Below are 22336 nucleotides of genomic sequence, written 5' to 3' on the forward strand. Positions count from 1 at the left end.
ATGAACACCACCACGGACACCCCGGCCCGCACCCTCCCCACCGAAGAGCACGCCACCCTGCTGGACGCTCTGGCACAGCACCGCGACTTCCTGCGCCTCACCACCCGCGACCTCACCGACGAGCAGGCCGGCCGACGCACGACCGCCAGCGAGCTGTGTCTCGGCGGCCTGGTCAAACACGTCACGTCGGTGGAGCGCAAGTGGGTGACGTTCATCCTGGAGGGCACGTCGTCGATGCCCGACTTCACCAAGATGACCGACGCCGACTGGGCCCGCAGGGCGGACGAGTTCCGGATGCTGCCCGGCGAGACCCTGGCGGACGTACTGGACGCGTACGCGCGCACGGCGGACCGCACGACCGAGGTGATCGCCGCGCTGCCCGACCTGAACGTGTCCCACCCGCTGCCGAAGGCGCCCTGGTTCGAGGGCCAGCCGCACTGGTCGGCCCGGAGGGTGCTGCTGCACATCATCGGCGAGACGGCCCAGCACTCCGGTCACGCGGACATCATCAGGGAGTCCCTGGACGGCGCGAAGAGCATGGGCTGACACTCGGACGAAAACGGCCCCGAAGCTCAAGCCACCAGCCGCGAGCACTCTTTTTTCGGAAGGGGTGGAGGGCCTCAACCCACCCTCCCACCCGGCGAGTTGACTTGACGCGTTCGACTTGCCACGCACCGTGACGGTGCTGATACGGTGCCCGCAGACGAAACAGCCCCCGCCAGGTGCTACCAACACCTGCGGGGGCTTGACCTACAAGATCGAAGGACACATTCGATCCCATGGCTACTGCCAACCTTAGTGGCGCTCCCCTGCCCGCGCACGCGGACCCACACCCTCCGCACCGTCACCCCATGGCCAACCCCGGCTACGGCAAGCGCGCCACCCCCGGCCAACTCCCCCGCACGGCATACGACTTCGCGGACCTCCCACCCCGTGAGGCGGCTGTCGCCGCGTACATCGACCGCCTCCCCGACGGCGCCGACATCAGCGTGAAGACGCTGGCCAAGGAGCTGCCGTACGGCCAATGTGCGCTGCGTACGGCGCTCAACAGGATCCAGGACGCGGGTCACTTGCGCCGGGGGCGGGAGCACCTGACCGCCAAGTCGGGGACACCGCGGTGGATCACCCGAACGTGGTTCTCCCGTACCGCGCGCGACGACACCTGGTGGGCGAGGTTCACCCGGGGTGACGTACCCGAAGAGGAACCGGACCGAGCCCGCCCCACCCGCTCCCGGGCCCACATCCTGCTGGCCGCCCTCGGCCGTACGGCCCCGGCCCTGTCCCTCTCCCAGGCCGACTGCGTGACCCTGGCCCCGCTCCTGACGCCGTGGTTCGAGCGAGGCGCCACCGACGAGTCCGTGATCCGCGCCCTCACCACGGGCCTCCCGGTCCCCGTCCACAGCCCGGCGGCCCTGATCCGCACCCGCCTACGCGACAAACTCCCCCCAGAACCACTACCGGCACCGGAACGCACCCAGGAGCCACCCCTCTCCCGCCCACCCCTCCGCATGCTGGAATGCGCCCAATGCCGAACCCCGGGCCGCCCGGAGGCGCTTCCAGGCGGCACCTGCAACACCTGCCGGGGCGAACGCGCCCCCGCCCGCCCCCACTCACCCCTCTCCGCCGCCACCGTAAGCACCCACGCGGCGGAGATCCGCGCGGCGATGTCGCAGCAACGACAGGAACACCGGGCAGAGCCCGGGGCCCGTAGGTCTTCCCGTGTGACCTAGCTGTCGGAGCACGAGGGCCAGTGGTCCACCGCCCATTCCGGCCAGCCCGGCCAACCCGTCGGCGGGCCGGGGATCTCGTCGCCGTCGAGTTCGGCGGCGCCCGGCACCTGGAACTCCTCCCGCCATTGGTCCACGTCGGCCTCGCTCATCGGGAACGTCTGGTGCGGTGTCGTCGCCTGGCGGTGCGCGATGCGGGCGAGTTGGACGTCCTTGTCCACGGGAACGTAGACCACCTGGCATGCCGCCCCGGTCGACCGTGCCAGCCAGCGCAGTGCCGACCGTTCGTCGCGGCCCCAGAGCCCGTAGTCAAGCACGACGCTGGTCCCCAGCCGCAGCGCCTGCAGCGCGACCGAGATGAGCCGCCCTTCGAGCACCCACCGCTTGCCGTCGGCCATCGGATCGCCGAACAACGGGATCATCCAGTGATCCGGGGTCAGCCGCAGCGCCCGATGCGTCGCGGCGAGCTCTTTGGCCCGGGTGGTCTTCCCGGCTCCGGGAAGACCGACCATCAGGAACAGGGTGGCGACACGCGGGACGCGGAACGGGTCTTCGTACGGTGCGTTGACATGCTGCTGCTGAGACACGACTCCCCTGATCAGGCAGGATGGCCCGGCAGCACGGGAATGAGCGAGTGACTGCCGGCAGGACACCGATCGGGCGGTACGGGCAACCTCGGGTACCGCCGCTAGGCAGCGGTCCTGGTGGTCATGGGAGAGCAGCACATGCCTTCACCGTAGCCGACAGCGTCGGCTCCGCTCAGCGGCGACTCGGCTGAGCGAAGCTCTACTGATCGAACCCCAGCCAAGCGAACCTCAGCTGAGCGAACCCAGCGCCGCCGGCTCGAACGCCTTCAGCTCGTCGAAGCGGCCATCGAGCACCTTCGCCGCCCACTCGGGGTCCTGGAGCAGCGCCCGGCCCACGGCGACGAGGTCGAACTCCTCGGCCTCCAGTCCGTCCAGCAGATCGTCGATCGCCTTGGTCGACGCGTTCTCGCCGGCGAACGCGGCGAGGAACTCCCCGTCCAGGCCGACCGAACCGACCGTGATGGTGGGCTTGCCGGTGAGCTTCTTCGTCCAGCCCGCGAGGTTCAGCTCGGACCCCTCGAACTCGGCCTGCCAGTAGCGGCGCGTGGACGCGTGGAACGCGTCGACACCGGCCGCCACCAGCGGGCTCAGCAGCGCCTCCAGCTCCTGGGGCGTCTCGGCGAGACGCGCGTCGTACGCGTCCTGCTTCCACTGCGAGTAGCGGAAGATGACGGGGAAGTCGGCGGACACGGAGTCCCGTACGGCCGCCACGACCTCCGCCGCGAACTTCGTCCGGGCGACGAGGTCACCGCCGTAGGCGTCGGTGCGACGGTTGGTGTGCTCCCAGAGGAACTGGTCGACGAGGTAGCCGTGGGCGCCGTGGATCTCGACGCCGTCCATGCCGATGCGCTCGGCGTCGGCGGCGGACTTGGCGAAGGCCGCGACGACCTCGTCGATGTCGGCCTGGGTCATCGCGCGGCCGCCCTCGGCCTCGGTGCCGTCGGGCCGCAGACCGGAGGGGCCGAGGACCGGGGCCTCGGGGAACAGCTTGCCCTGCTGCCGGACGGTGCCGATGTGCCACAGCTGCGGCACGATCGTCCCGCCCCCGGCGTGCACGGCCTCCGCGACCTTCGCCCACCCGGCGAGCTGCTCCTCACCGGCGAACCGGGGCACCCCGTCGAGGTCCCCCGCCGTCTCGTGCCCGACGTACGTCCCCTCGGTCACGATCAGCCCGACCCCCGCGGCCGCCCGCCGCCCGTAGTACGAGGCGACGTCCGCACCGGGCACACCACCGGGCGAGAACACCCGCGTCATCGGCGCCATCGCGATCCGGTTGGGGATGGTCAGCCCGTTGATCGTGACGGGCCGGGACAGCACCTCGGCGGCACGGGACGCGGAACCAGTGGCGGAGGCGGCGGAGGCAGTGGTCACGGAGGAACTCCTTGGAGGCGTCGGACGGCGAGGGGCACCGACGGCGGCGGGCCGTCGGGTCCAGACGATATGTGCACATGCATCAACCGTCTCTCTGGCCAACGGCTCCCCCCGGCACCGCATTCCGCTCCGCTCGCAGAGCTCCCTGTGACCCCGGACACAACGGCGGGTGGCGCTCTCCTCGGATCGCCGCCGGTCTACTCCGCCCCCACGATGCGCTCCACGGCGGCCGCCACCAGCTGCTCACGCTCCGCCTCGTCGAAGACGTCCGGCAGCGTGAGCTGTTCGACGATCAGCCAGTTCAGCGTCAGGATGAGCAGCTTGACGGCCATGGCGTCGCCGGGGAGGCCGGAAGCCTCGTGATAGGCGACATTGGCGTCGACGTCGGCCCGGACCCGGTCGGTGAGGACCTTGCGCAGCTCGGGGCGGCGGGTGGCCTCCAGGCGCAGCTCCAGCAGTGCGAGGTAACCGGTGCGGAAGGCGGCGACGCGGCCGACGAGCTCCCGCATCAGTTCGACATAGGTCTCACGGTCGCGGCCGGCCGCCCGCTGACGGGCGATGGTGGCCTCGTCGGGCTGGAGCCGCTCGTAGACCCGGGCGCCGGCCTGGGTGAACAGGTCGTCACGGTTGGCGAAGTAGTTGGACGCCGTGCCGATGGGCACGGCGGCTTCGGCGTCCACGGCCCGGAAAGTCAGTCCTCGCGCGCCTTCTCGGGCCAGCACCTCGATAGCCGCGTCGACGAGGGCCGCGCGCCGCTGCTCGTTCCGTCTCACCATTGACACCACTCCGGATGTAGTACTACGTTCAAACCACTTCAAGCAGAGTACTACGTATGGGGGTCATGAGATGCGAAAGCTCGTGTACTACGTCGGCGTCTCGCTCGACGGCCGCATTGCCGGTCCCGGCGGCGAATTCGACTTCTTCCCGCAGGGCGACGAGCAGCAGGCCGCCGCCTACTCGACCTGGATGAACGCGCTGCACCCGGAGACCGTCCCGACCGCCTACCGCGCGGCCGTCGGCGTCGCCGACGCACCCAACCGGCGTTTCGACACCGTCGTCATGGGCCTCGGCACCTACCGCCCCGCCTTCGACAACGGGATCACCAGCCCCTACGCGCACCTGCGTCAGTACGTCGTGTCCAGCACCCTCGCCCCGGACACCGACCCTGCCGTCACCGTCGTGCCGAGCGACCCGCTCACCCTCGTCCGCGAGCTCAAGGCCGAAAAGAGCACCGGCTTGGACATCTGGCTCTGCGGCGGCGGCCGGCTCGCGGGCACCCTGTTGCCCGAGATCGACGAGCTGCTGATCAAGACCTACCCGGTCGTCGTCGGCACCGGAATCCCGATGGTCGACGGCGCCTTCGACCCCACCGCCTTCGACACCGCCGAACGCACGGCCTTCCCCAACGGCGTCACCTTCACCCGCCTCACGCGCCGCTGATGCGGGGGCCCTCTCCGGCTCTCGTCTCAGCCGAATCCTGCTCCCCTCCCAGCCGAAACGCCCGAGGGCGGCACCCCCCTTTCCAGGGGAGTGCCGCCCTCGGTACCGCAGGACGGTGATCGACCGGGGTCGATCAGAAGTCCATGTCACCGCCCGGCATGCCGCCGCCGGCGGGCGCGGCGGCCTTCTCCGGCTTGTCGGCGATGACGGCCTCGGTGGTCAGGAAGAGCGCGGCGATGGAGGCGGCGTTCTGCAGAGCGGAGCGCGTCACCTTCGCCGGGTCGATGATGCCGGAGGCGATCATGTCGACGTACTCACCGGTCGCGGCGTTCAGGCCGTGGCCGACCTGGAGGTTGCGGACCTTCTCCACGACGACGCCGCCCTCGAGGCCACCGTTGACGGCGATCTGCTTGAGCGGGGCCTCCAGCGCGAGCTTCACGGCGTTGGCGCCGGTCGCCTCGTCACCGTCGAGCTCCAGCTTCTCGAAGACCTGGGAGGCCTGCAGCAGGGCCACGCCACCACCGGCGACGATGCCCTCCTCGACGGCCGCCTTCGCGTTGCGAACGGCGTCCTCGATGCGGTGCTTGCGCTCCTTGAGCTCCACCTCGGTCGCGGCACCGGCCTTGATGACGGCCACGCCGCCCGCGAGCTTCGCCAGGCGCTCCTGGAGCTTCTCGCGGTCGTAGTCCGAGTCGCTGTTCTCGATCTCGGCGCGGATCTGGTTGACCCGGCCCTGGACCTGCTCCGAGGAGCCGGCCCCGTCGACGATGGTGGTCTCGTCCTTGGTGATGACGACCTTGCGGGCGCGGCCCAGGAGGTCGATGGTGGTGTTCTCGAGCTTGAGGCCGACCTCCTCGGAGATGACCTCGCCGCCGGTGAGGATGGCGATGTCGTTCAGCATCGCCTTGCGGCGGTCACCGAAGCCCGGGGCCTTGACGGCGACGGACTTGAAGGTGCCACGGATCTTGTTCACGACCAGGGTCGACAGGGCCTCGCCCTCGACGTCCTCGGCGATGATCAGCAGCGGCTTGCCCGACTGCATGACCTTCTCCAGGAGCGGGAGCAGGTCCTTGACGTTGGTGACCTTGGAGTTGGCGATGAGGATGTAGGGGTCCTCCAGGACCGCCTCCATGCGCTCCATGTCGGTCGCGAAGTACGCCGAGATGTAGCCCTTGTCGAAGCGCATGCCCTCGGTGAGCTCAAGCTCCAGACCGAAGGTCTGCGACTCCTCGACGGTGATGACGCCTTCCTTGCCGACCTTGTCCATGGCCTCGGCGATCAGCTCGCCGATCTGGGTGTCGGCGGCGGAGATGGAGGCCGTGGAGGCGATCTGCTCCTTGGTCTCGACCTCCTTGGCCTGGTCGAGCAGCGCACCGGAGACGGCCTCGACGGCCTTCTCGATGCCGCGCTTGAGGGCCATCGGGTTGGCGCCGGCGGCTACGTTGCGCAGGCCTTCCTTGACCAGGGCCTGGGCGAGAACGGTCGCGGTGGTCGTACCGTCACCGGCGACGTCGTCCGTCTTCTTGGCGACTTCCTTGACCAGCTCGGCGCCGATCTTCTCGTACGGGTCCTCGAGCTCGATCTCCTTGGCGATGGACACACCATCGTTGGTGATCGTGGGGGCGCCCCACTTCTTCTCGAGGACGACGTTCCGGCCCTTGGGGCCGAGCGTCACCTTGACGGCGTCCGCGAGCTGGTTCATGCCGCGCTCGAGGCCGCGCCGCGCCTCCTCGTCGAACGCGATGATCTTGGCCATGTGAAGTGGTCCTCCCGGACTGGGGTGGATTGCTCCGGACCGCGCTGGCGCCCGCGACGGACGGCCTGCCTGCCTCGTGGTTCCTTGCCCCACCCGGCCTGCGGGCCTCACCGACCCGGTCCTCGTTGTCACTCTCACCTTCAGAGTGCTAACGCCAATGATTAGCACTCGACCATGCCGAGTGCAAGCGGCTCTCGATGATCCGCAGGTGAACGCGCCCGCGCACGCGCCGCCCCGGCGGCCCAGCGCCCCGCACGTACCCCTCACACGCAGGAGGGCCCGCACCCCTGACGGGGTGCGAGCCCTCCCGAAAAGAACGAAGAACGTCGCTGCGTGAAACCCGGCGCGTTACTTCAGCCGACCGCGAGCCGGACCATGTCCGCCTGCGGCCCCTTCTGACCCTGCGAGATCTCGAACTCGACCCGCTGGCCCTCTTCCAGGGTGCGGTAACCGTCCATCTGGATCGCGCTGTAGTGGACGAATACATCCGCACCACCGTCGACCGCGATGAAGCCGTACCCCTTCTCCGCGTTGAACCACTTGACGGTGCCCTGAGCCATGCCTAACTCCCCTATTACTGGCCCTTGCACAGATCCACACTTCGCGGATCCGGGTCAGACCTCACCCCCCAACGGTTGGGGGTGTGCGCCGGAACGCGTCGACCGCGGCCGAATGTATCTGTCCAACTGCCCTCTGCAACAGGTCAATCGGACGAGAATTCTGGACACGACCGGTCGGGAATGTACGAACAATTCGCCTGAATTCAGGGCAAGTCGGGCCCCACAAAAGGAACGAAATACGCAAAAGGCCTGCACACTTTGGCTACTTCATATAGGGCGTGCGGCGCGATCGGATATGCGCCCGGCAAGGAATCACTACGGTGATCGGACCGGGTTCCCCAACTCTACAGTGCTCAACCATAGAGAATTGCCCCCTCCGCTTCTCTCACGGAGGGGGCAATTCGATGAACTCTCGGTAATCAAAGTTACCGACGGTTACTACCGACCGGTACGGCGACGGTCAGCCACCGGCGACCGCGGGAATGATCGAAACGCCCGCACCGTCCGGCGTAGCCGTCTCCAGACCCTGCTCGAAGCGGACGTCGTCGTCGTTCACGTACACGTTCACGAACCGCCGCAGCTTGCCCTGGTCGTCGAGCACCCGGGCGGCGATCCCGGTGTGGTTCTTCTCCAGGTCGGCGATGACCTCGGCGAGGGTCGCCCCCTCGGCACTCACCTCGGCCTGCCCGCCGGTGTAGGTGCGAAGAATGGTGGGGATGCGGACGGAAACGCTCATGACGTGTGACCTCCGGTCAGTGCAGAAGAGTTAGGGGCGCGGGGCTGTGTTCAATGTGCGGCTACCGCCGCGTGGGCGCGACCAGCCCCACGGACCCGCAGACGAACGACTACCAGGCCTTAGACAAGGCCGGCCTCACGGAACGAATCAAGGTTGGGCCGGATGGTCGCGGTCAGGCCGGTCCCGGCCACCGCGTCCAGCGTCTTGAGACCGTCACCGGTGTTGAGCACGACCGTGGTCAGCGTCGGGTCGAGGAGACCGTCCTCGATCAGCTTCTTCGTGACGCCGACGGTCACCCCACCGGCGGTCTCCGCGAAGATCCCCTCGGTGCGCGCGAGCAGCTTGATCGCCTCGACGACCTGCTCGTCCGTCACGTCCTCCACGGCCCCACCGGTCCGCCGCGCGATGTCCAGCACATACGGCCCGTCCGCCGGGTTGCCGATCGCGAGCGACTTGGCGATGGTGTTCGGCTTCTGGGGCCGCACCACGTCGTGCCCGGCCTTGAAGGCCACCGACACCGGCGAGCACCCCTCGGCCTGAGCGCCGAAGATCTTGTACGGCTTGTCCTCGACGAGCCCGAGCTTGATCAGCTCCTGCAGCCCCTTGTCGATCTTCGTGAGCTGCGACCCGGAGGCGATCGGCACGACCAGCTGGTCGGGAAGCTGCCAGCCGAGCTGCTCGCAGATCTCGTACGCGAGCGTCTTGGAGCCCTCAGCGTAGTACGGCCGCAGGTTGACGTTCACGAAGCCCCAGCCCTCGCCGGCCGGGTCGCCGATCAGCTCGGAGCAGAAGCGGTTCACGTCGTCGTAGTTGCCCTCGATGCCGACGAGCTCGCCGCCGTAGATCGCGGCCATGACGACCTTGCCCTGCTCCAGGTCGTGCGGGATGAACACGCAGGACCGGAAGCCGGCGCGGGCGGCGGCGGCGCCGACGGCACCGGCCAGGTTGCCCGTGGAGGAGCAGGAGAGAGTGGTGAAGCCGAAGGCGCGGGCCGCCTCAAGGGCCTGCGCGACGACCCGGTCCTTGAAGGAGTGCGTCGGGTTGCCGGAGTCGTCCTTGACGAAGAGCTTGCCGGCGTCGACGCCGAGCGCGGCGGCCAGGTTGTCGGCCTTCACGAGCTGGGTCCAGCCGGGGTTGATGTTCGGCTTCGTGGCCACGTCCGCGGGGACGGGCAGCAGGGGCGCGTACCGCCAGATGTTCGCGGGACCGGCCTCGATCCGCTTGCGCAGCTCCTCCGTGTCGTAGGCGGAGTAGTCGTACGCGATCTCCAGCGGCCCGAAACACTCCTCGCACGCGAAGACCGGGCCGAGGGGTACGCGGTGACCGCACTCACGACAGCTCAGAGCGGCGGCGGGGCCGAGGTCTACTGTGGAGGTGGAGCCGAGGGAGTCGGTGGTGCTTGCAACAGTCTGCGCAGCCATGGAGGCGAGGCCCTTTCTCCTCATCTTCCTCACGACGCACTTCGCCGTGAGACGGATTTGGCACCTTCCCTAGCCGGGAGCCTCACCACGATGACGGTGAACGGATGTCGTGGTCAGACCGGCTGGAGGGTTGCCGGGGCTTCATCGGGCCGTATCCCTCTGCCCCTCTGGATGAGCGGTATTTGGTTGTATGCGCCGACGAGCCGCGACATGCGATGGTCATCAGCGTTGTCCAAGACTGTAACCGAAGGCCAGGACAGTTGAGAGAGCCGTCCGAACCGCGAGATGAACGCAGAGGAGCCGCGCACTGTGCTGAACGAAGTCGAGCGCTGGCTGAGTACCCGCTCCTGGTCCATGGCCGACCGCCCGCTGCACCGGATCATGGCCGCGAAACGCGCCACGGGACAGACGGTCAGCGTCGTCCTGCCCGCGCTGAACGAGGAGGAGACGGTCGGCGACATCGTCGCGATCATCCGTCACGACCTCATGCGACAGGTCCCGCTGGTCGACGAGATCGTGGTCGTCGACTCCGGCTCGACCGACCGGACCTCGCAGGTCGCGGCGGCCGCCGGGGCCACGGTCGTCCACCGCGACGACATCCTGCCCCGCATCCCGGCCGTGCCCGGTAAGGGCGAGGTCCTGTGGCGGTCGCTGATGGTGACCTCCGGCGACATCGTCTGCTTCATCGACGCGGACCTCAGGGAGTTCTCGTCGGACTTCGTCTCCGGGATCGTCGGCCCCCTGCTCACCGACCCCGGTGTCGATCTCGTCAAGGCGATGTACGACCGCCCCCTGGGCTCGGCCGCGGGCCAGGGCGGACGTGTGACGGAACTCATGGCCCGCCCCCTGCTCAACATGCACTGGCCTCAGCTGGCCGGCTTCGTCCAGCCGCTCGGTGGCGAGTACGCGGCCCGGCGCTCGCTCCTCGAGCGGCTGCCGTTCCCGGTGGGCTACGGCATCGAGCTGGGCATGCTGGTCGACGCGCTGCACCTGGTCGGCCTCGACGCGCTCGCGCAGGTCGACGTGGGCGTCCGCAAACACCGGCACCAGGACGGGGCGGCGCTGGGCCGCATGTCGGCGGCGATCTACCGCACGGCTCAGCTGCGGCTGGCCCGGGGCCATCTGATCCGCCCGGTCCTGACGCAGTTCGAACGGGGCCGGGAGGGTTTCGAGCCACGCACGTACTCGGTGGACCTGGAGGAACGACAGCCGATGCTGGAGATCGAGGAGTACGCGGAGCGCAGGGCTGCGTAGGGCGGCGTAGGGGGTGGGGGTGCCTGTTTCGTCGCCGGGTGCGGGTGAGTGGGGCTTCTCGCGCAGTTCCCCGCGCCCCTGAAAAGCAGGGGCTGCGCCCCGTGCTTTTCAGGCCCGCAGGGCCTGGGCTTCTAGGGGCGCGGGGAACTGCGCGAGAAGCCCCCACTCACCCGCAGCCGCCCACGCAACACGCACCCCCTGCCCCATAGGCACCCCGTAGACGGCCGAACCGTACGTTTGACCGGCGAACCCAGGGGCTAGGTTGAGCCGTATGGCATCGACGCACAGCGCGCGGATCCTCGTCGCCTCCAACCGCGGCCCCATCACGTACACCGAGGACGAATCCGGCGCCCTCACAGCGAAGCGCGGCGGTGGCGGCCTCGTCTCGGGCCTCTCCGCGATCGACCCGGACGCGGGGGCCGTCTGGGTGTGCTCCGCCCTCGGCGACGGCGACCGCGAGGCCGTACGCCGCGGTGTCGGCGAGCCCGGCGTCCGCATGCTCGACATCCCCGCCGACGTGCACCACGACGCGTACAACGGCGTCGCCAACTCCACGCTGTGGTTCGTGCACCACATGCTGTACCAGACCCCGCTGGAGCCGTCCTTCGACGCGGAGTTCCGGCGCCAGTGGGCGTCGTACGAGACGTACAACCGCGCCTTCGCCGAGGCCCTCGCCCAGGAGGCGGCGGACGGCGCGTCCGTGCTCGTGCAGGACTACCACCTGACCCTGGTCCCCCGGATGCTCCGCGAGCTCCGCCCCGACCTGCGGATCGGTCACTTCTCCCACACCCCGTGGGCGCCCGTCGAGTACTTCCGGCTGTTGCCCGACGACATCGCCGCCCAGGTGCTCGACGGCATCCTCGGCGCCGACCGGGCCGCGTTCCTCACCCGGCGGTGGGCGGACGCGTTCACCGAGTGCGCGCGCGCCGTCCTCGGCCCCGATGCCCCGTCCGGCACCCGGATCGGCGTGCACGGCCTGGGCGCCGACGCGGACTTCCTGCGGGCCCGCGCCCACCAGGCGGACGTCGACGACCGCATGGCCACGCTGCGGGAGCAGATCGGTACGGCCCCCGACGGCTCCCCGCGCCGCACCATCGTCCGCGTCGACCGTACGGAACTCTCCAAGAACATCGTGCGCGGCCTGCACGCCTTCCGGCAGCTTCTCGACGAGCGGCCGGACTGGCGCGAGCGCGTCGTGCACATCGCCCTCGCCTACCCGTCGCGGCAGGACCTCGCGGTGTACCGGGACTACATGACCGAGGTCCAGCGGGTCGCGGACGACATCAACGAGCGGTACGGGACGCCGGACTGGACCCCGGTCGTCCTCCACCTGAAGGACGACTTCGCGCGCTCCCTCGCGGCCTACCGGCTCGCCGACGTGGCCCTGGTGAACCCCATCCGGGACGGCATGAACCTCGTCGCCAAGGAGGTGCCGGTCGTCTCCGACGAGGGGTGCGCCCTCGTGCTGTCACGGGAGGCCGGGGCGTACGAGGAGCTGGGCGACGACGCGCTGGTGGTGAACCCCTACGACGTGGTGGGCACGGCCGCCGCCCTGCACGAGGCGTTGCGCCAGCCGGCGGCGGAGCGGGCGGAGCGGACGAAGCGGCTCGTCGCGGCGGCGACCGCATTGCCGCCGACGCGGTGGTTCCTGGATCAGTTGGGGGCGTTGGAGGGCGCCTGACAGCTCGGGGGGGTTCGTCGGCGAGTGCGGGTCCGGTGGGGCGTGGGGTTTCTCCCGCAGTTCCCCGCGCCCCTGAAAAGCACCGGGCCCCCTGTCGCTACACGTGCTCGGCGATCGTCGACAGCAGGTGGACGACGCCCGCCGGGCCGTCCACCACCAGGTCCGCGCGCTCCGACAACTCGCTCACCTCCGCGCTGCCGCTGCACACCAGCAGGCCCGGTGTGCCCTCGGTGCGGAGTTTCTCGACGGTGGCGAAGGCGGGGAGGTCGCCGAGGTCGTCGCCGGCGTAGAGGACGGACTCCGCGGCGGTCTCCTTGAGGTAGTCGTGGAGGGCGACGCCCTTGTCCATGCCCGGGGGGCGCAGTTCGAGGACCATGCGGCCGGGTTCGACGATGAGGCCGTGCCGGCCGGCGAGGTCGGCCAGCGGGGCGCGCAGCGCTTCGAAGGCGGCCTGCGGGTCGGTGGCGCGGCGCGTGTGGACGGCGACCGCGCGGCCCTTCTCCTCGATCCAGGTGCCCTGCCACGCGCCGACGCCGTCCAGCAGCCCGGGGAGCTCCGCGCGGACCGCGGCGACACCGGGGTGCGGGGCGGGGGCGCTGACGGTGCCGGTGACGGCGTCCCAGCGTTCGGCGCCGTAGTGGCCGAGGACGACGAGGTGTTCCAGTCCGGGGACACCGGCGAAGCCGCCGTGGCGGACGGCGACGGCGGCGGGGCGACCGGTCACCACGGCGACGGAGGCGACCTTGGGGGCGAGTGCGGCGAGCGCGGCCACGGCGTCGGGGTGGGCGCGGGCCTGTTCGGGGTCGGGGACGATGGGGGCGAGGGTGCCGTCGAAGTCGAGCGCGATCACCGTGCGGCCGGGTCGTCGGAGGATCGCGTCCAGCGCGTCCCGCCCGGCGGGGGTCACGGGTGTCGGCAAGGTGGCCCCGGAGTTCGCCGGATGCGTGTTCTCTGCGTCCTTGTGGCTGCCCATGGCTTCGACCCTATCCGTCATCGCTCCTCGCGGCGGGCCTCTCGCACCCTTCGCAGCCGGTTGACGGTGACCGGGTCGTGGGCGAGGGCGCGGGGGTCGTCGAGCAGGGCGTTGAGGAGCTGGTAGTACCGCACGGGAGCGATCCCGAGCCGCTCCCTTATGGCCCGCTCCTTGGCCCCCGGCCCCGCCCACGACTGCCGTTCCACGGCGAGGATGGCCTGTTCACGGGGTTCGAGCGCGTCCATGGGACGACCGTAACGGAGGGGTGTGACAGGGCGCCCAGCAGCTCGGGGGTGCGTGTGTCGTCGGCGGCCGGCGGCCGGTGGGGCTTCTCGCGCAGTTCCCCGCGCCCCTGAAAAGCAGGGGCTGCGCCCCGTGCTTTTCATCCCGCAGCCCCGTCGCCTCTCAGGCCCGCAGCCCCGTCGCCTCTCAGGCCCGCAGGGCCGTGGTCTTTCAGGCCCGCAGGGCCGTGGTCTTTCAGGGGCGCGGGGAACTGCGCGCGAAGCCCCACGAACCCGCACCCGCCAACGAAACACGCACCCCCGAGCTACTGGGCGCCCTATTCCCCCCGGTCCGCAACACTCGCCGTCTTCTGCAACTGCTCCAGCACAACCCCCGGATCAGTTCCCGGCCGCACCGCCCGCCCGATCTGCTCCTTGACCGCCGCGCTGACATCCGCCCAGGACGTCTTGCCCACCGGCGGCAGCACCGCGCCCGGCAACGCGTCGAGGAACGGCGCGAGGTCCGCCTCGTCCTTGTCCGCCGCCATCTCCTCGGACGCCGACACGGTCACCGGCAGCAGGTCGTACTCCCGGGAGAAGTCGAGGACGTTCGCGTCGCTGTAGACGAAGTCGAGGAAGTCCCCGATCTCCTCCCCGTGGCCGTTCTCCTTGAAGGCCATCATCCAGTCGGCCACCCCCATGGTCGCGTGCCGCCCGCCGCCGTACCCGGGCATGGCGGCCGTCCCGTAGTCGACCCCCTCGTCCGCGGCCATCCGCATCAGGCTGGGGTGCCCGTTGAGCATGCCGACCTCCCCGCGCGCGAACGCCGCGAACGCGTCGGCCCGGTTCAGCTCCGCCGGCGCGGTGGGCCCGGTGAGCCCCTGGTCGACGAGCTTCTCCTTGAGCCAGGTGAAGGTCCGGACGTTCTCCTCGGAGTCGAGACGGTAGGTGCCGACGGTGTCGACATAGCCCGCCCCGCCGCTGAGCAGCCACTGCATGGTCTCGGCCTGGGCCTCCTCGGGCCCGAGCGGCAGCGCGTAGGGGGTCTTGACCCCGGCCTCGTCGAGGGCCTCGGCGTCGGCCGCCAGCTCGCTCCAGTTGCGCGGGGCGCCGTCGAGGCCCGCCTCGGCGAAGAGCTTCTTGTTGTAGAAGAGGACGCGGGTGGACGCGGCGAAGGGCATCCCGTAGGCGGCGCGCCGCACCTTGCCGGCGTCGGCGAGCTGGGGGAGGAACCCGGCCTGGACGGGGATGGAGAGCAGGTCGTCCACCTCGTAGAGCCGGTCGGCGGCGGCGTAGTCCGCGTAGGTGCCCGCCTGCGCCATGTCGGGCGCCTCACCGGCGGCGACCATCTCCTTGACCTTGCGGTCGACGTCGTTCCAGGAGTACACGGTGACGTCGACCTTGACGCCCGGGGTCTTCTTCTCGTACGCCTTCACGACGTCGTCCCAGTACTTCCGGGAGCTGTTGGCCCTGGAGTCGCCGTAGTCGGCGGCGACCAGTTCCAGGGTGACGCCGGGGCCGTCGGCCGCCGAGGCACCGCAGCCCGCAAGCGTCGCCATCAGTCCCAGCGCGGTCAGTACCGCCGTCCCGCTGTTCCTGACGCCCGTCTTCGTCCGCCGCTGCCGCTCTCGCACTCGTCCTGCCCCAAACCCGTCGCACGTGCCCCCGCGTGAACCAGCCTGAGTCACCGGCTCTCCGCTCAAGGCCGTTGATCACTCAACTTCTCGAACCCTCCATAAGGTCTACACCACTCCTCTCATGAGGTCTAGACCACGCGAGTGGACTAGACCTCTCGCGGGTCCAAGGGCCACACTGTCCTCCGTGAGACATGTCATCGCCCTCGACGTGGGCGGCACCGGGATGAAGGCCGCGCTGGTCGGGGCCGACAGCGCGGACTCCGGGGGTACACCCGCCGGGGCCCCCGTCCTGCTGCACCAGGCACGCCGGGCGACCGGACGCGAGCGCGGGCCGGAAGCCGTCGTCGCGTCGATCCTCGACTTCGCCGCAGAGCTGCGCACGTACGGCGAACGGCACTTCGGCGAGCCCGCCCTCGCCGCCGGCGTCGCCGTGCCCGGCATCGTCGACGCCGAGCGGGGCACGGCCGTCTACGCCGCCAACCTCGGCTGGCGCGACGTCCCGCTGCGCGCGCTCCTCACCGAACGCCTCGGCGTCCCGGTCGCCCTCGGCCACGACGTACGCACCGGAGGGCTCGCGGAGGGGCGCGTGGGCGCGGGCCGGGGCGCGGACCGCTATCTCTTCGTGGCGCTCGGCACCGGGATCGCCGGCGCGATCGGCGTCGACGGCCGGGTGGAGGCAGGCGCCCACGGCTTCGCGGGCGAGATCGGCCACGTCGTCGTACGGCCCGGGGGCATCCCGTGCCCCTGCGGGCAGTACGGCTGTCTGGAGCGGTACGCCTCGGCGGCGGCCGTCAGCCAGGCCTGGGCGCAGACGTGCGGGGAACCCGAGGCCGACGCGGCGGACTGCGCCAAGGCCGTCGAGTCGGGCGACCCGCGCGCGAGCGCCGTCTGGCAGCACGCCGTCGACGCCCTCGCCGACGGCCTCGTCACCGCCCTCACTCTCCTCGACCCCCGCACCCTCATCATCGGCGGCGGCCTGGCGGAGGCCGGTGACACCCTGTTCGACCCTCTCCGCGCCGCCGTGGAACACCGGGTGACCTTCCAGAAGGTCCCCACCATCGTCCCCGCGGCCCTGGGCGACACCGCGGGCAGCCTGGGCGCCGGCCTGATGGCCTGGGACCTGATCGCCCCCACGAGCCCCACAACCCCGACGGACCCTTCGGAGGTAACCGCCTGATGCCCCCCGCATTTTCCGACCAAGGGTCCGAAACCAGCGCCCCGTCAGGGGCACGGGGCAGCGCTGAACATGCGGCTGCCGGCGCGCGGGCGCGACCAGCCCCCACCCACCCGCAGTCGCCGAACCCAGCGCGTCCCTACGTCCTGGAAGGCGCCGACGTCGTCCTCCCCACCGGCACGGCAAAAAACGCCCGACTCACCATCGACGGCACCAAGATCACCGAAGGCATCCCCGAGAACGCCCGCACCATCGACGTCCGCGGCCACTGGATCGTCCCCGGCTTCGTCGACCTCCACAACCACGGCGGCGGCGGAGCCTCCTTCACCTCCGGCACCGTCGACGAGGTGCTCACGGGCATCCGCACCCACCGCCTGCACGGCACCACCACCCTCGTCGCCTCCACGGTCACCGACGACATGGACGGCCTCGCCCACCGCGCCGGCCTCCTCTCCGAACTCGCCGAACAGGGCGACATCGCCGGCATCCACTTCGAGGGCCCCTTCATCTCCCCCTGCCGCAAGGGCGCCCACTCGGAGGCCCTCCTGCGCGACCCCGACCCGGCGGAGGTCCGCAAGCTGATCGACGCGGCGCGCGGCCGGGCCGCGATGGTCACCCTCGCCACCGAACTCCCCGGCGGCCTCGACTCCGTACGGCTCCTCGCCGAACACGGCGTCATCGCGGCGATCGGACACACCGACGCGACGTACGAACAGACGGTTCAGGCCATCGACGCGGGCGCGACCGTGGCCACCCACCTCTTCAACGCGATGCCACCGCTCGGCCACCGCGACCCCGGTCCGATCGCCGCGCTCCTGGAGGACGAACGGATCACGGTCGAGCTGATCAACGACGGCACCCATCTCCACCCCGCCGCCCTCCAGCTGGCGTTCCGTCACGCGGGCGCGGACCGCGTCGCGTTCATCACCGACGCCATGGACGCCGCCGGCTTCGGCGACGGCCGCTACACGCTGGGCCCGCTGGCCGTCGAGGTCGTGGACGGGGTGGCCCGTCTGGTGGAGGGCGGCTCGATCGCCGGCTCGACCCTCACCCAGGACCGCGCCTTCAAACGGGCCGTCACCCTCGACCGCCTCCCCGTCGAGGACGCCGTCGCCGCCCTCTGCTCCAACCCGGCGAAACTCCTCGGCCTCTACGACCGCGTGGGCTCCCTGGACCCCGGCAAGGACGCCGACCTGGTCCTCCTCGACGCGCACTTCGACCTCAAGGGGGTGCTGCGCAAGGGCGAATGGGTGGTCGATCCCCAACTGGGGTGATTCGGCTGGTTGTTGGCATGAGGTGCGGAGTGCGGCGGTTGTCCCGGAGGGCTGGGACGACCGCCGCTCTTTTGGCATGATCGAGCCTCCGCAACCGCGTCCGGGCGAGCGCACCCTGATACTCGGCAGGCGCGCCCACGAGCACCAAAGGGGGTAGGCCCAGGTGATCCTCACGGTCACACTGAACACCGCTCTCGACCTCACCTACCGCGTACGGGACCTCAGGCCCCACACCACGCACCGGGTGACCGATGTCATCGAACGGCCCGGCGGCAAGGGCCTGAACGTGGCCCGGGTGCTGGCGGCGCTCGGCCACGAGGTGACCGTCACCGGTTTCGTCGGCGGCGCGACCGGCCGGGCCGTGCAGGACCGGCTCACGCACACAGCGGGCGTGGTGGACGCGCTGGTGCCGGTGGAGGGCGCGACCCGCCGGACGATCGCCGTGGCCGACGCGAGCGGTGACACGACTCAGCTCAACGAACCGGGCCCGCTCGTCTCACCCGCCGAGTGGTCCGCCTTCCAGGAGGCGTACGTCGATCTGCTGCGCTCCGCCTCGGTGGTGGCCCTGTGCGGAAGTCTGCCGCCGGGGGTGCCTGTGGGGGCGTACGCGGGCCTGGTCCGGACGGCCCGCACACTGTCCGTGCCGGTCCTGCTGGACACCAGCGGCGAGCCGTTGCGGCGCGGGGTGGCGGCCCGCCCCGACCTGGTGAAGCCGAACACCGACGAACTGGCCGAGCTCACCGGCTCCCACGAGCCGTCCCGCGCGACCCGGGACGCCCGCCGTCGCGGCGCGCAGGCGGTCGTCGCCTCCCTCGGCCCCGACGGTCTGCTCGCCCACACCCCCGAGGGCCTCTGGCGTGCCACCCCGCCCCGCCGTCTGCGCGGCAACCCGACCGGCGCGGGCGACTCGGCGGTGGCGGGCCTCCTGTCGGGCCTGGTCGACCGCCTCTCCTGGCCCGACCGCCTGGCCCGCGCGACGGCCCTGTCGGCCGCGACCGTACTGACCCCGGTGGCGGGCGAGTTCGACCGTCAGGCGTACGAGGAACTGGTGGACCAGGTGACGGTGACGGGGGAGGTCACGGCGGCGTGAGCGAAGGCGCTCAGTTCCCGCCTTCCTCGTTCTTGCCGGTCAGGTACAGCTGGTCGATGTTGACGTCGCAGGAGTTGCCCTGCTCGCACGAGATCTTGATCTCGTTGGTGCCCTTGTTGAGCTGGACGGCGGACCAGCTGTAGGTCCAGCCCTTCTCGTAGTCGCCCTCCGGAGCCTTCGAGAAGTTCTCCAAGTTGAGCGGGCGGCTCTGGACCTTGCCGTTGACCGTGAGCGTGGCGTTGGCGTTCTTGCCGGGCACGCCGTAGACGACGTACAGCCGGTAGGAATCGGTCTTCGGCACGTCCTCCGTCTTCCACGTCACCGACGACCCGACCGAGTTGAAGTTCCCCACATAGAACCCGCCCTCCGACTTCGCGCCGGGGACGTCGGAGGCGATGGCCGCGTTGCCGCCGAGGAGGAGGGTCTTGGCCTCGGCCTTGGGGAGTTCGGCGGTCTCGGGCTTCTTGGTCTTGCTGGCCGAGGGGCTGGGGTCGGCGCTCTCCTGGGTGGTGGGGCCGGTGGAGGCACCGGAGTCGTTGCCCGAGGCGCCGTCGGAATCGTCGCCGCCCAGCATGGCGACGCTGATGCCGATCACCACGGCGGCCACCACGGCGATCGCGCCGATGAGGAGGCCCTTGGTGTTGGGGCCACGGCCCCGGCCGCCGCCCCCGCCGTTGCCGTAGCTCTGCTGACGCGTCGTCTGGGCGCCACCGGAGAAGCTCTCGGGGGCCTGGTAGTGCGCGTTCGGCTGTCCAGGGGCGCCCTGCGGCTGGCCGTATCCCTGCTGCGGGACCTGCCCGTACTGCGCGGTGGCGGCCTGGGGCGCCTGCTGCGTCTGCTGTCCGTACTGCCGCTCGCCGACCGGTCGGACCCGGTTGACCGCGTTCGGGTAGCCGTAGCTCCCCGTGGGCGGCTGGGCTCCTCGGGCCTGCCCGTCGGCGTAGAGGTAGCCGAACGGGTCGTCGTCCTCGGGCGTGCTCGCGCCGTTGTTGCCGGGCGTCATCCCTAGGTCTCCTCAGCGGTGCGGTACATACACGTACGGGTGGCGGGTTGGTGCGTGGGGGTGTAGGACAGCGAGCCTACCCGCTCGCGCTGGCCCAAACGGGTGACTCGGACCTCATCGCCCGGCCGGCCCAGCGCCGACCAGGCGCTTTTCAGCCGCCAGCGGGCTCTGACCTGGGCTTCCGTCCCGGTGTCTCCGCTGTCACACCGGGCTCTATCCGGCCCGCCTGTGCTGTCTGGGACGAGATCGTTTCTCGACGTACATCCGCTCGTCAGCTGATTTCAACACCTCGTCCGCCGTCATTCCGCAGTGGGCCCATCCGATGCCGAAACTGGCCCCGACGCGCATCGCGCGGCCGTCGACGCGAATCGGCTGGATGATCTCGTTGCGCAGGCGTACGGCGAGGTCCTGGGCGTCGGCGCGGCCGAGCCCGTCGGCGAGGACGACGAACTCGTCACCGCCGAGCCGGGCCACGGTGTCGCCGTCGCGCACACCCCGGCTGAGCCGCCGGGCCACCTCGATGAGGACGGCGTCGCCCGCGTTGTGCCCGAACCGGTCGTTGATCGACTTGAACCCGTCGAGGTCGCAGAAGAGCACCGCGAGCCCCTTGGTCCCGTCGTCCCGATCGTCCTCGGGCGCGACGGCGTGCACATGGTGGTCGAAGGCGTCGTACGGCCTGCCGACCGCGTGGAAGTCGAAGGCGTGCCCGCTGTGCCCGGCGGCCTCGTAGGCGTCGAACGACGGGTGCGGCAGCCGCGCCGCGTGCTCGGCGCCGTACTCCCCGAAATCGCCCCCCTCGCCCTGCTCGCCGAACTGCCCGAAGGCCGCGTTCATGGAGTCGGCCGCCGCGCCGGCCGGGAGGGACTGGGGGCGCTGGCAGATACGGGCGGACAGGCGCGAGCGCAGCTCGGCGGAGTTCGGCAGGCCCGTGAGGGCGTCGTGCGAGGCCCGGTGCGCGAGCTGGAGCTCACGCCGCTTGCGCTCCTCGATGTCCTCGACGTGGGTGAGCAGGAAGCGGGGCCCGTCGGCGGCGTCCGCGACCACACTGTTGCGCAGGGACACCCACACGTACGTCCCGTCGCGGCGCCCGAGGCGCAGCTCGGCGCGCCCGCCCTCGGCGGAGGTCCGCAGGAGGGTGCCTATGTCCTCGGGGTGGACGAGGTCGGAGAAGGCGTACCGCCGCATGGCGGAGGCGGGCCGGCCCAGCAGCCGGCACAGGGCGTCGTTGGTCCGCAGGAGCCGGCCGTGCTGGTCGCCGCCCATCTCCGCGATGGCCATACCGCTCGGGGCGTATTCGAACGCCTGGCGGAAGGATTCCTCGCTGGCGCGCAGCGCCTGCTGCTCCCTTTCGAGCCTGACCAGTGCGCGCTGCATGTTGGCGCGCAGCCGAGCGTTACTGATCGCGATGGCGGCCTGGAAGGCGTACATCTGGAGCGCTTCGCGTCCCCACGCGCCCGGTCGGCGACCGTTTCGCGGCCGGTCCACGGAAATGACCCCGAGCAGCTCGCCGCAGGAGGCGCCGCCGGCGCCCGGGGTGTACATCGGAGCGAAGAGCCGGTCGGAGGGGTGCCACTCGTCCTCGAAGCGGGGCGCGGGGCCGTCGGTGTACCACTGGGGGACGTCGTCCTCGTCGAGCACCCAGCCCTCGGTGTGCGGTATGAACCGCAGGTCGCCCCAGGCTTCGCCCATGTTCAGCCGACGGTCCCAGGACGCGCGGGAGCCTACGCGGCCGGTGATCAGGGCCTCGGCCGCGCTGTTGCCGGAGAGGGCGGCGACGACCAGGTCGCCGTCGGGGCGGCGACGACCAGGTCGCCGTCGGGGCGGACGAGGTTGACGCAGGCCAGTTCGTAGCCCAGGCCGTTGACCACACCGTCGGCGACGGTCTGCAGCGTGTCGGCCAGGCTGCGCGCGGTGTTCATGTCCGCCATCACCTGGTGCAGCTGCCGCAGCGTCGTCAGACGGACGTAGGGCTCCGACTCGGTCTCCATTCGCCCTCCCCCCGAGATCTCGTGGCAGCTCCAGGCTCCAGGTAACCTGCGGAACCTGCTCGACGCGCTTAACTCGCGGGCTTACAACCGCTTACAGTTCCCGCTTACAGGTTCCAGCTTTCCCCGCCACTGAATCACAGCGCGAAGCCCACTCGGTACACAGGGTCAACAAAATATGGCACCTGTGACTCAAGTCACAGCAGAACATGAGCAATTGAGTGGAGTTTGTGCGTTTCCCACGTGCGCTTCCTGAACAGGATTCAGAACTCTGTGTAGGCACTGTGAGCGACCTTGACCAGCCGCTTACGGCGGCCGTCCTAGGTCGCAGGTCCGGGGCGGGGTCGGGCGTCGGCCCGATGCGAGGGGCCGGTGCGGCGGACTAGCGTGCGAGCGTGCCGAAGACAGTTCCTCTCGCAAACGCGCCCGTGGCCCAGCGCACCCCG

The 22336-nt window shown here is 70.5% G+C and carries 19 protein-coding genes, 1 pseudogene and 1 riboswitch; of the genes and pseudogenes, 8 read left to right on the forward strand and 12 right to left on the reverse strand.

What is annotated here, in order from left to right; translation table 11 throughout:
- Both GWK25_RS39775 and GWK25_RS39780 read left to right on the forward strand, forming a co-directional pair.
- Positions 1–546 carry a DinB family protein gene (locus GWK25_RS39775; protein ID WP_215456352.1) on the forward strand — a complete coding sequence of 182 codons (546 nt, stop codon included), beginning with the start codon at positions 1–3 and terminating at the stop codon, positions 544–546.
- A gap of 305 nt (positions 547–851) precedes the next feature.
- Positions 852–1730: a hypothetical protein gene (locus GWK25_RS39780; protein ID WP_215456353.1), complete on the forward strand. Its 879-nt coding sequence runs from the start codon at positions 852–854 to the stop codon at positions 1728–1730.
- Here GWK25_RS39780 and GWK25_RS39785 read toward each other — a convergent pair.
- The 3 genes from GWK25_RS39785 to GWK25_RS39795 all read right to left on the reverse strand — a co-directional run bounded on the left by GWK25_RS39785 (position 1727) and on the right by GWK25_RS39795 (position 4461).
- Positions 1727–2239, reverse strand: a complete 513-nt coding sequence (locus GWK25_RS39785) for an ATP-binding protein (protein WP_215457908.1) — start codon at positions 2237–2239, stop codon at positions 1727–1729. The two genes, GWK25_RS39780 and GWK25_RS39785, sit on opposite strands and share 4 nt — an antisense overlap.
- A gap of 303 nt (positions 2240–2542) precedes the next feature.
- On the reverse strand, positions 2543–3685 hold the full coding sequence (locus GWK25_RS39790; protein ID WP_215456354.1) for an NADH:flavin oxidoreductase: 1143 nt from the start codon (positions 3683–3685) through the stop codon (positions 2543–2545).
- Between the two features lie 197 nt (positions 3686–3882).
- Entirely contained in the window at positions 3883–4461 is a 579-nt protein-coding gene (locus tag GWK25_RS39795) for a TetR/AcrR family transcriptional regulator (RefSeq protein WP_215456355.1), read from the reverse strand.
- A gap of 70 nt (positions 4462–4531) precedes the next feature.
- Between GWK25_RS39795 and GWK25_RS39800 the strand changes: the two genes are divergently transcribed.
- Complete coding sequence (locus tag GWK25_RS39800; RefSeq protein WP_215456356.1) at positions 4532–5125, forward strand: dihydrofolate reductase family protein; 594 nt, start codon at positions 4532–4534, stop codon at positions 5123–5125.
- 133 nt (positions 5126–5258) lie between these two features.
- On the opposite strand, the gene groL is transcribed toward GWK25_RS39800, so the two are convergent.
- The 4 genes from groL to thrC form a co-directional block, all read right to left on the reverse strand.
- Positions 5259–6881 (reverse strand): chaperonin GroEL, encoded by a 1623-nt coding sequence (groL, locus tag GWK25_RS39805; protein ID WP_215456357.1) that lies wholly within the window; start codon positions 6879–6881, stop codon positions 5259–5261.
- Between the two features lie 353 nt (positions 6882–7234).
- On the reverse strand, positions 7235–7441 hold the full coding sequence (locus tag GWK25_RS39810) for a cold-shock protein (protein WP_046709519.1): 207 nt from the start codon (positions 7439–7441) through the stop codon (positions 7235–7237).
- A 460-nt stretch (positions 7442–7901) separates the two neighbouring features.
- Positions 7902–8177, reverse strand: a complete 276-nt coding sequence (locus GWK25_RS39815) for a MoaD/ThiS family protein (protein WP_142153020.1) — start codon at positions 8175–8177, stop codon at positions 7902–7904.
- 119 nt (positions 8178–8296) lie between these two features.
- Positions 8297–9598 carry a threonine synthase gene (gene thrC / locus GWK25_RS39820; protein ID WP_215456358.1) on the reverse strand — a complete coding sequence of 434 codons (1302 nt, stop codon included), beginning with the start codon at positions 9596–9598 and terminating at the stop codon, positions 8297–8299.
- 17 nt (positions 9599–9615) lie between these two features.
- Positions 9616–9776: riboswitch (SAM riboswitch) on the reverse strand.
- 131 nt (positions 9777–9907) lie between these two features.
- Between thrC and GWK25_RS39825 the strand changes: the two genes are divergently transcribed.
- Both GWK25_RS39825 and GWK25_RS39830 read left to right on the forward strand, forming a co-directional pair.
- Entirely contained in the window at positions 9908–10852 is a 945-nt protein-coding gene (locus tag GWK25_RS39825; RefSeq protein WP_215456359.1) for a glucosyl-3-phosphoglycerate synthase, read from the forward strand.
- A gap of 271 nt (positions 10853–11123) precedes the next feature.
- Positions 11124–12533 carry a trehalose-6-phosphate synthase gene (locus GWK25_RS39830; RefSeq protein WP_215456360.1) on the forward strand — a complete coding sequence of 470 codons (1410 nt, stop codon included), beginning with the start codon at positions 11124–11126 and terminating at the stop codon, positions 12531–12533.
- 97 nt (positions 12534–12630) lie between these two features.
- Here GWK25_RS39830 and otsB read toward each other — a convergent pair whose 3' ends face one another.
- The 3 genes from otsB to GWK25_RS39845 all read right to left on the reverse strand — a co-directional run bounded on the left by otsB (position 12631) and on the right by GWK25_RS39845 (position 15286).
- The gene (gene otsB / locus GWK25_RS39835) at positions 12631–13506 is read right to left on the reverse strand and encodes a trehalose-phosphatase (protein WP_215457909.1); all 876 of its coding nucleotides are present in this window, start codon (positions 13504–13506) and stop codon (positions 12631–12633) included.
- 17 nt (positions 13507–13523) lie between these two features.
- On the reverse strand, positions 13524–13751 hold the full coding sequence (locus GWK25_RS39840; protein WP_184892514.1) for a DUF3263 domain-containing protein: 228 nt from the start codon (positions 13749–13751) through the stop codon (positions 13524–13526).
- A 314-nt stretch (positions 13752–14065) separates the two neighbouring features.
- The gene (locus GWK25_RS39845) at positions 14066–15286 is read right to left on the reverse strand and encodes an ABC transporter substrate-binding protein (RefSeq protein ID WP_215457910.1); all 1221 of its coding nucleotides are present in this window, start codon (positions 15284–15286) and stop codon (positions 14066–14068) included.
- A gap of 262 nt (positions 15287–15548) precedes the next feature.
- Between GWK25_RS39845 and GWK25_RS39850 the strand changes: the two genes are divergently transcribed.
- The 3 genes from GWK25_RS39850 to GWK25_RS39860 all read left to right on the forward strand — a co-directional run bounded on the left by GWK25_RS39850 (position 15549) and on the right by GWK25_RS39860 (position 18902).
- On the forward strand, positions 15549–16541 hold the full coding sequence (locus tag GWK25_RS39850; RefSeq protein ID WP_308404437.1) for an ROK family protein: 993 nt from the start codon (positions 15549–15551) through the stop codon (positions 16539–16541).
- Positions 16541–17812, forward strand: coding sequence for an N-acetylglucosamine-6-phosphate deacetylase (gene nagA, locus GWK25_RS39855; protein ID WP_215456362.1), 1272 nt, complete (start codon positions 16541–16543; stop codon positions 17810–17812). The genes GWK25_RS39850 and nagA overlap by 1 nt, the downstream gene beginning before the upstream one ends.
- 163 nt (positions 17813–17975) lie before the next feature.
- A complete protein-coding gene (locus GWK25_RS39860) occupies positions 17976–18902 on the forward strand; it encodes a 1-phosphofructokinase family hexose kinase (protein ID WP_215456363.1) in 927 nt (308 codons plus the stop codon).
- A gap of 10 nt (positions 18903–18912) precedes the next feature.
- On the opposite strand, the gene GWK25_RS39865 is transcribed toward GWK25_RS39860, so the two are convergent.
- Together GWK25_RS39865 and cdgB are read right to left on the reverse strand one after the other, a co-directional pair.
- Complete coding sequence (locus GWK25_RS39865) at positions 18913–19905, reverse strand: carbohydrate-binding protein (protein ID WP_215456364.1); 993 nt, start codon at positions 19903–19905, stop codon at positions 18913–18915.
- 213 nt (positions 19906–20118) lie between these two features.
- Positions 20119–21893, reverse strand: a pseudogene (gene cdgB, locus GWK25_RS39870) (diguanylate cyclase CdgB).
- Between the last annotated feature and the right edge of the window lie 443 nt (positions 21894–22336).

The organism is Streptomyces sp. ATCC 21386, from assembly GCF_018728545.1.
In the GTDB taxonomy this organism is placed as follows: Bacteria; Actinomycetota; Actinomycetes; order Streptomycetales; family Streptomycetaceae; genus Streptomyces.

Excerpts from the sequence above, each read along its gene's own strand:
- GWK25_RS39775 (WP_215456352.1), top strand. The coding sequence starts at position 1 with ATGAACACCACCACGGACACCCCGGCCCGCACCCTCCCCACCGAAGAG.
- GWK25_RS39780 (WP_215456353.1), top strand. The coding sequence starts at position 852 with ATGGCCAACCCCGGCTACGGCAAGCGCGCCACCCCCGGCCAACTCCCC.
- GWK25_RS39785 (WP_215457908.1), bottom strand. The coding sequence starts at position 2,239 with ATGGTCGGTCTTCCCGGAGCCGGGAAGACCACCCGGGCCAAAGAGCTC.
- GWK25_RS39795 (WP_215456355.1), bottom strand. The coding sequence starts at position 4,461 with ATGGTGAGACGGAACGAGCAGCGGCGCGCGGCCCTCGTCGACGCGGCT.
- GWK25_RS39800 (WP_215456356.1), top strand. The coding sequence starts at position 4,532 with ATGCGAAAGCTCGTGTACTACGTCGGCGTCTCGCTCGACGGCCGCATT.
- groL (WP_215456357.1), bottom strand. The coding sequence starts at position 6,881 with ATGGCCAAGATCATCGCGTTCGACGAGGAGGCGCGGCGCGGCCTCGAG.
- GWK25_RS39810 (WP_046709519.1), bottom strand. The coding sequence starts at position 7,441 with ATGGCTCAGGGCACCGTCAAGTGGTTCAACGCGGAGAAGGGGTACGGC.
- GWK25_RS39815 (WP_142153020.1), bottom strand. The coding sequence starts at position 8,177 with ATGAGCGTTTCCGTCCGCATCCCCACCATTCTTCGCACCTACACCGGC.
- thrC (WP_215456358.1), bottom strand. The coding sequence starts at position 9,598 with ATGGCTGCGCAGACTGTTGCAAGCACCACCGACTCCCTCGGCTCCACC.
- GWK25_RS39830 (WP_215456360.1), top strand. The coding sequence starts at position 11,124 with ATGGCATCGACGCACAGCGCGCGGATCCTCGTCGCCTCCAACCGCGGC.
- otsB (WP_215457909.1), bottom strand. The coding sequence starts at position 13,506 with ATGGGCAGCCACAAGGACGCAGAGAACACGCATCCGGCGAACTCCGGG.
- GWK25_RS39840 (WP_184892514.1), bottom strand. The coding sequence starts at position 13,751 with ATGGACGCGCTCGAACCCCGTGAACAGGCCATCCTCGCCGTGGAACGG.
- GWK25_RS39845 (WP_215457910.1), bottom strand. The coding sequence starts at position 15,286 with ATGGCGACGCTTGCGGGCTGCGGTGCCTCGGCGGCCGACGGCCCCGGC.
- nagA (WP_215456362.1), top strand. The coding sequence starts at position 16,541 with ATGCCCCCCGCATTTTCCGACCAAGGGTCCGAAACCAGCGCCCCGTCA.
- GWK25_RS39865 (WP_215456364.1), bottom strand. The coding sequence starts at position 19,905 with ATGACGCCCGGCAACAACGGCGCGAGCACGCCCGAGGACGACGACCCG.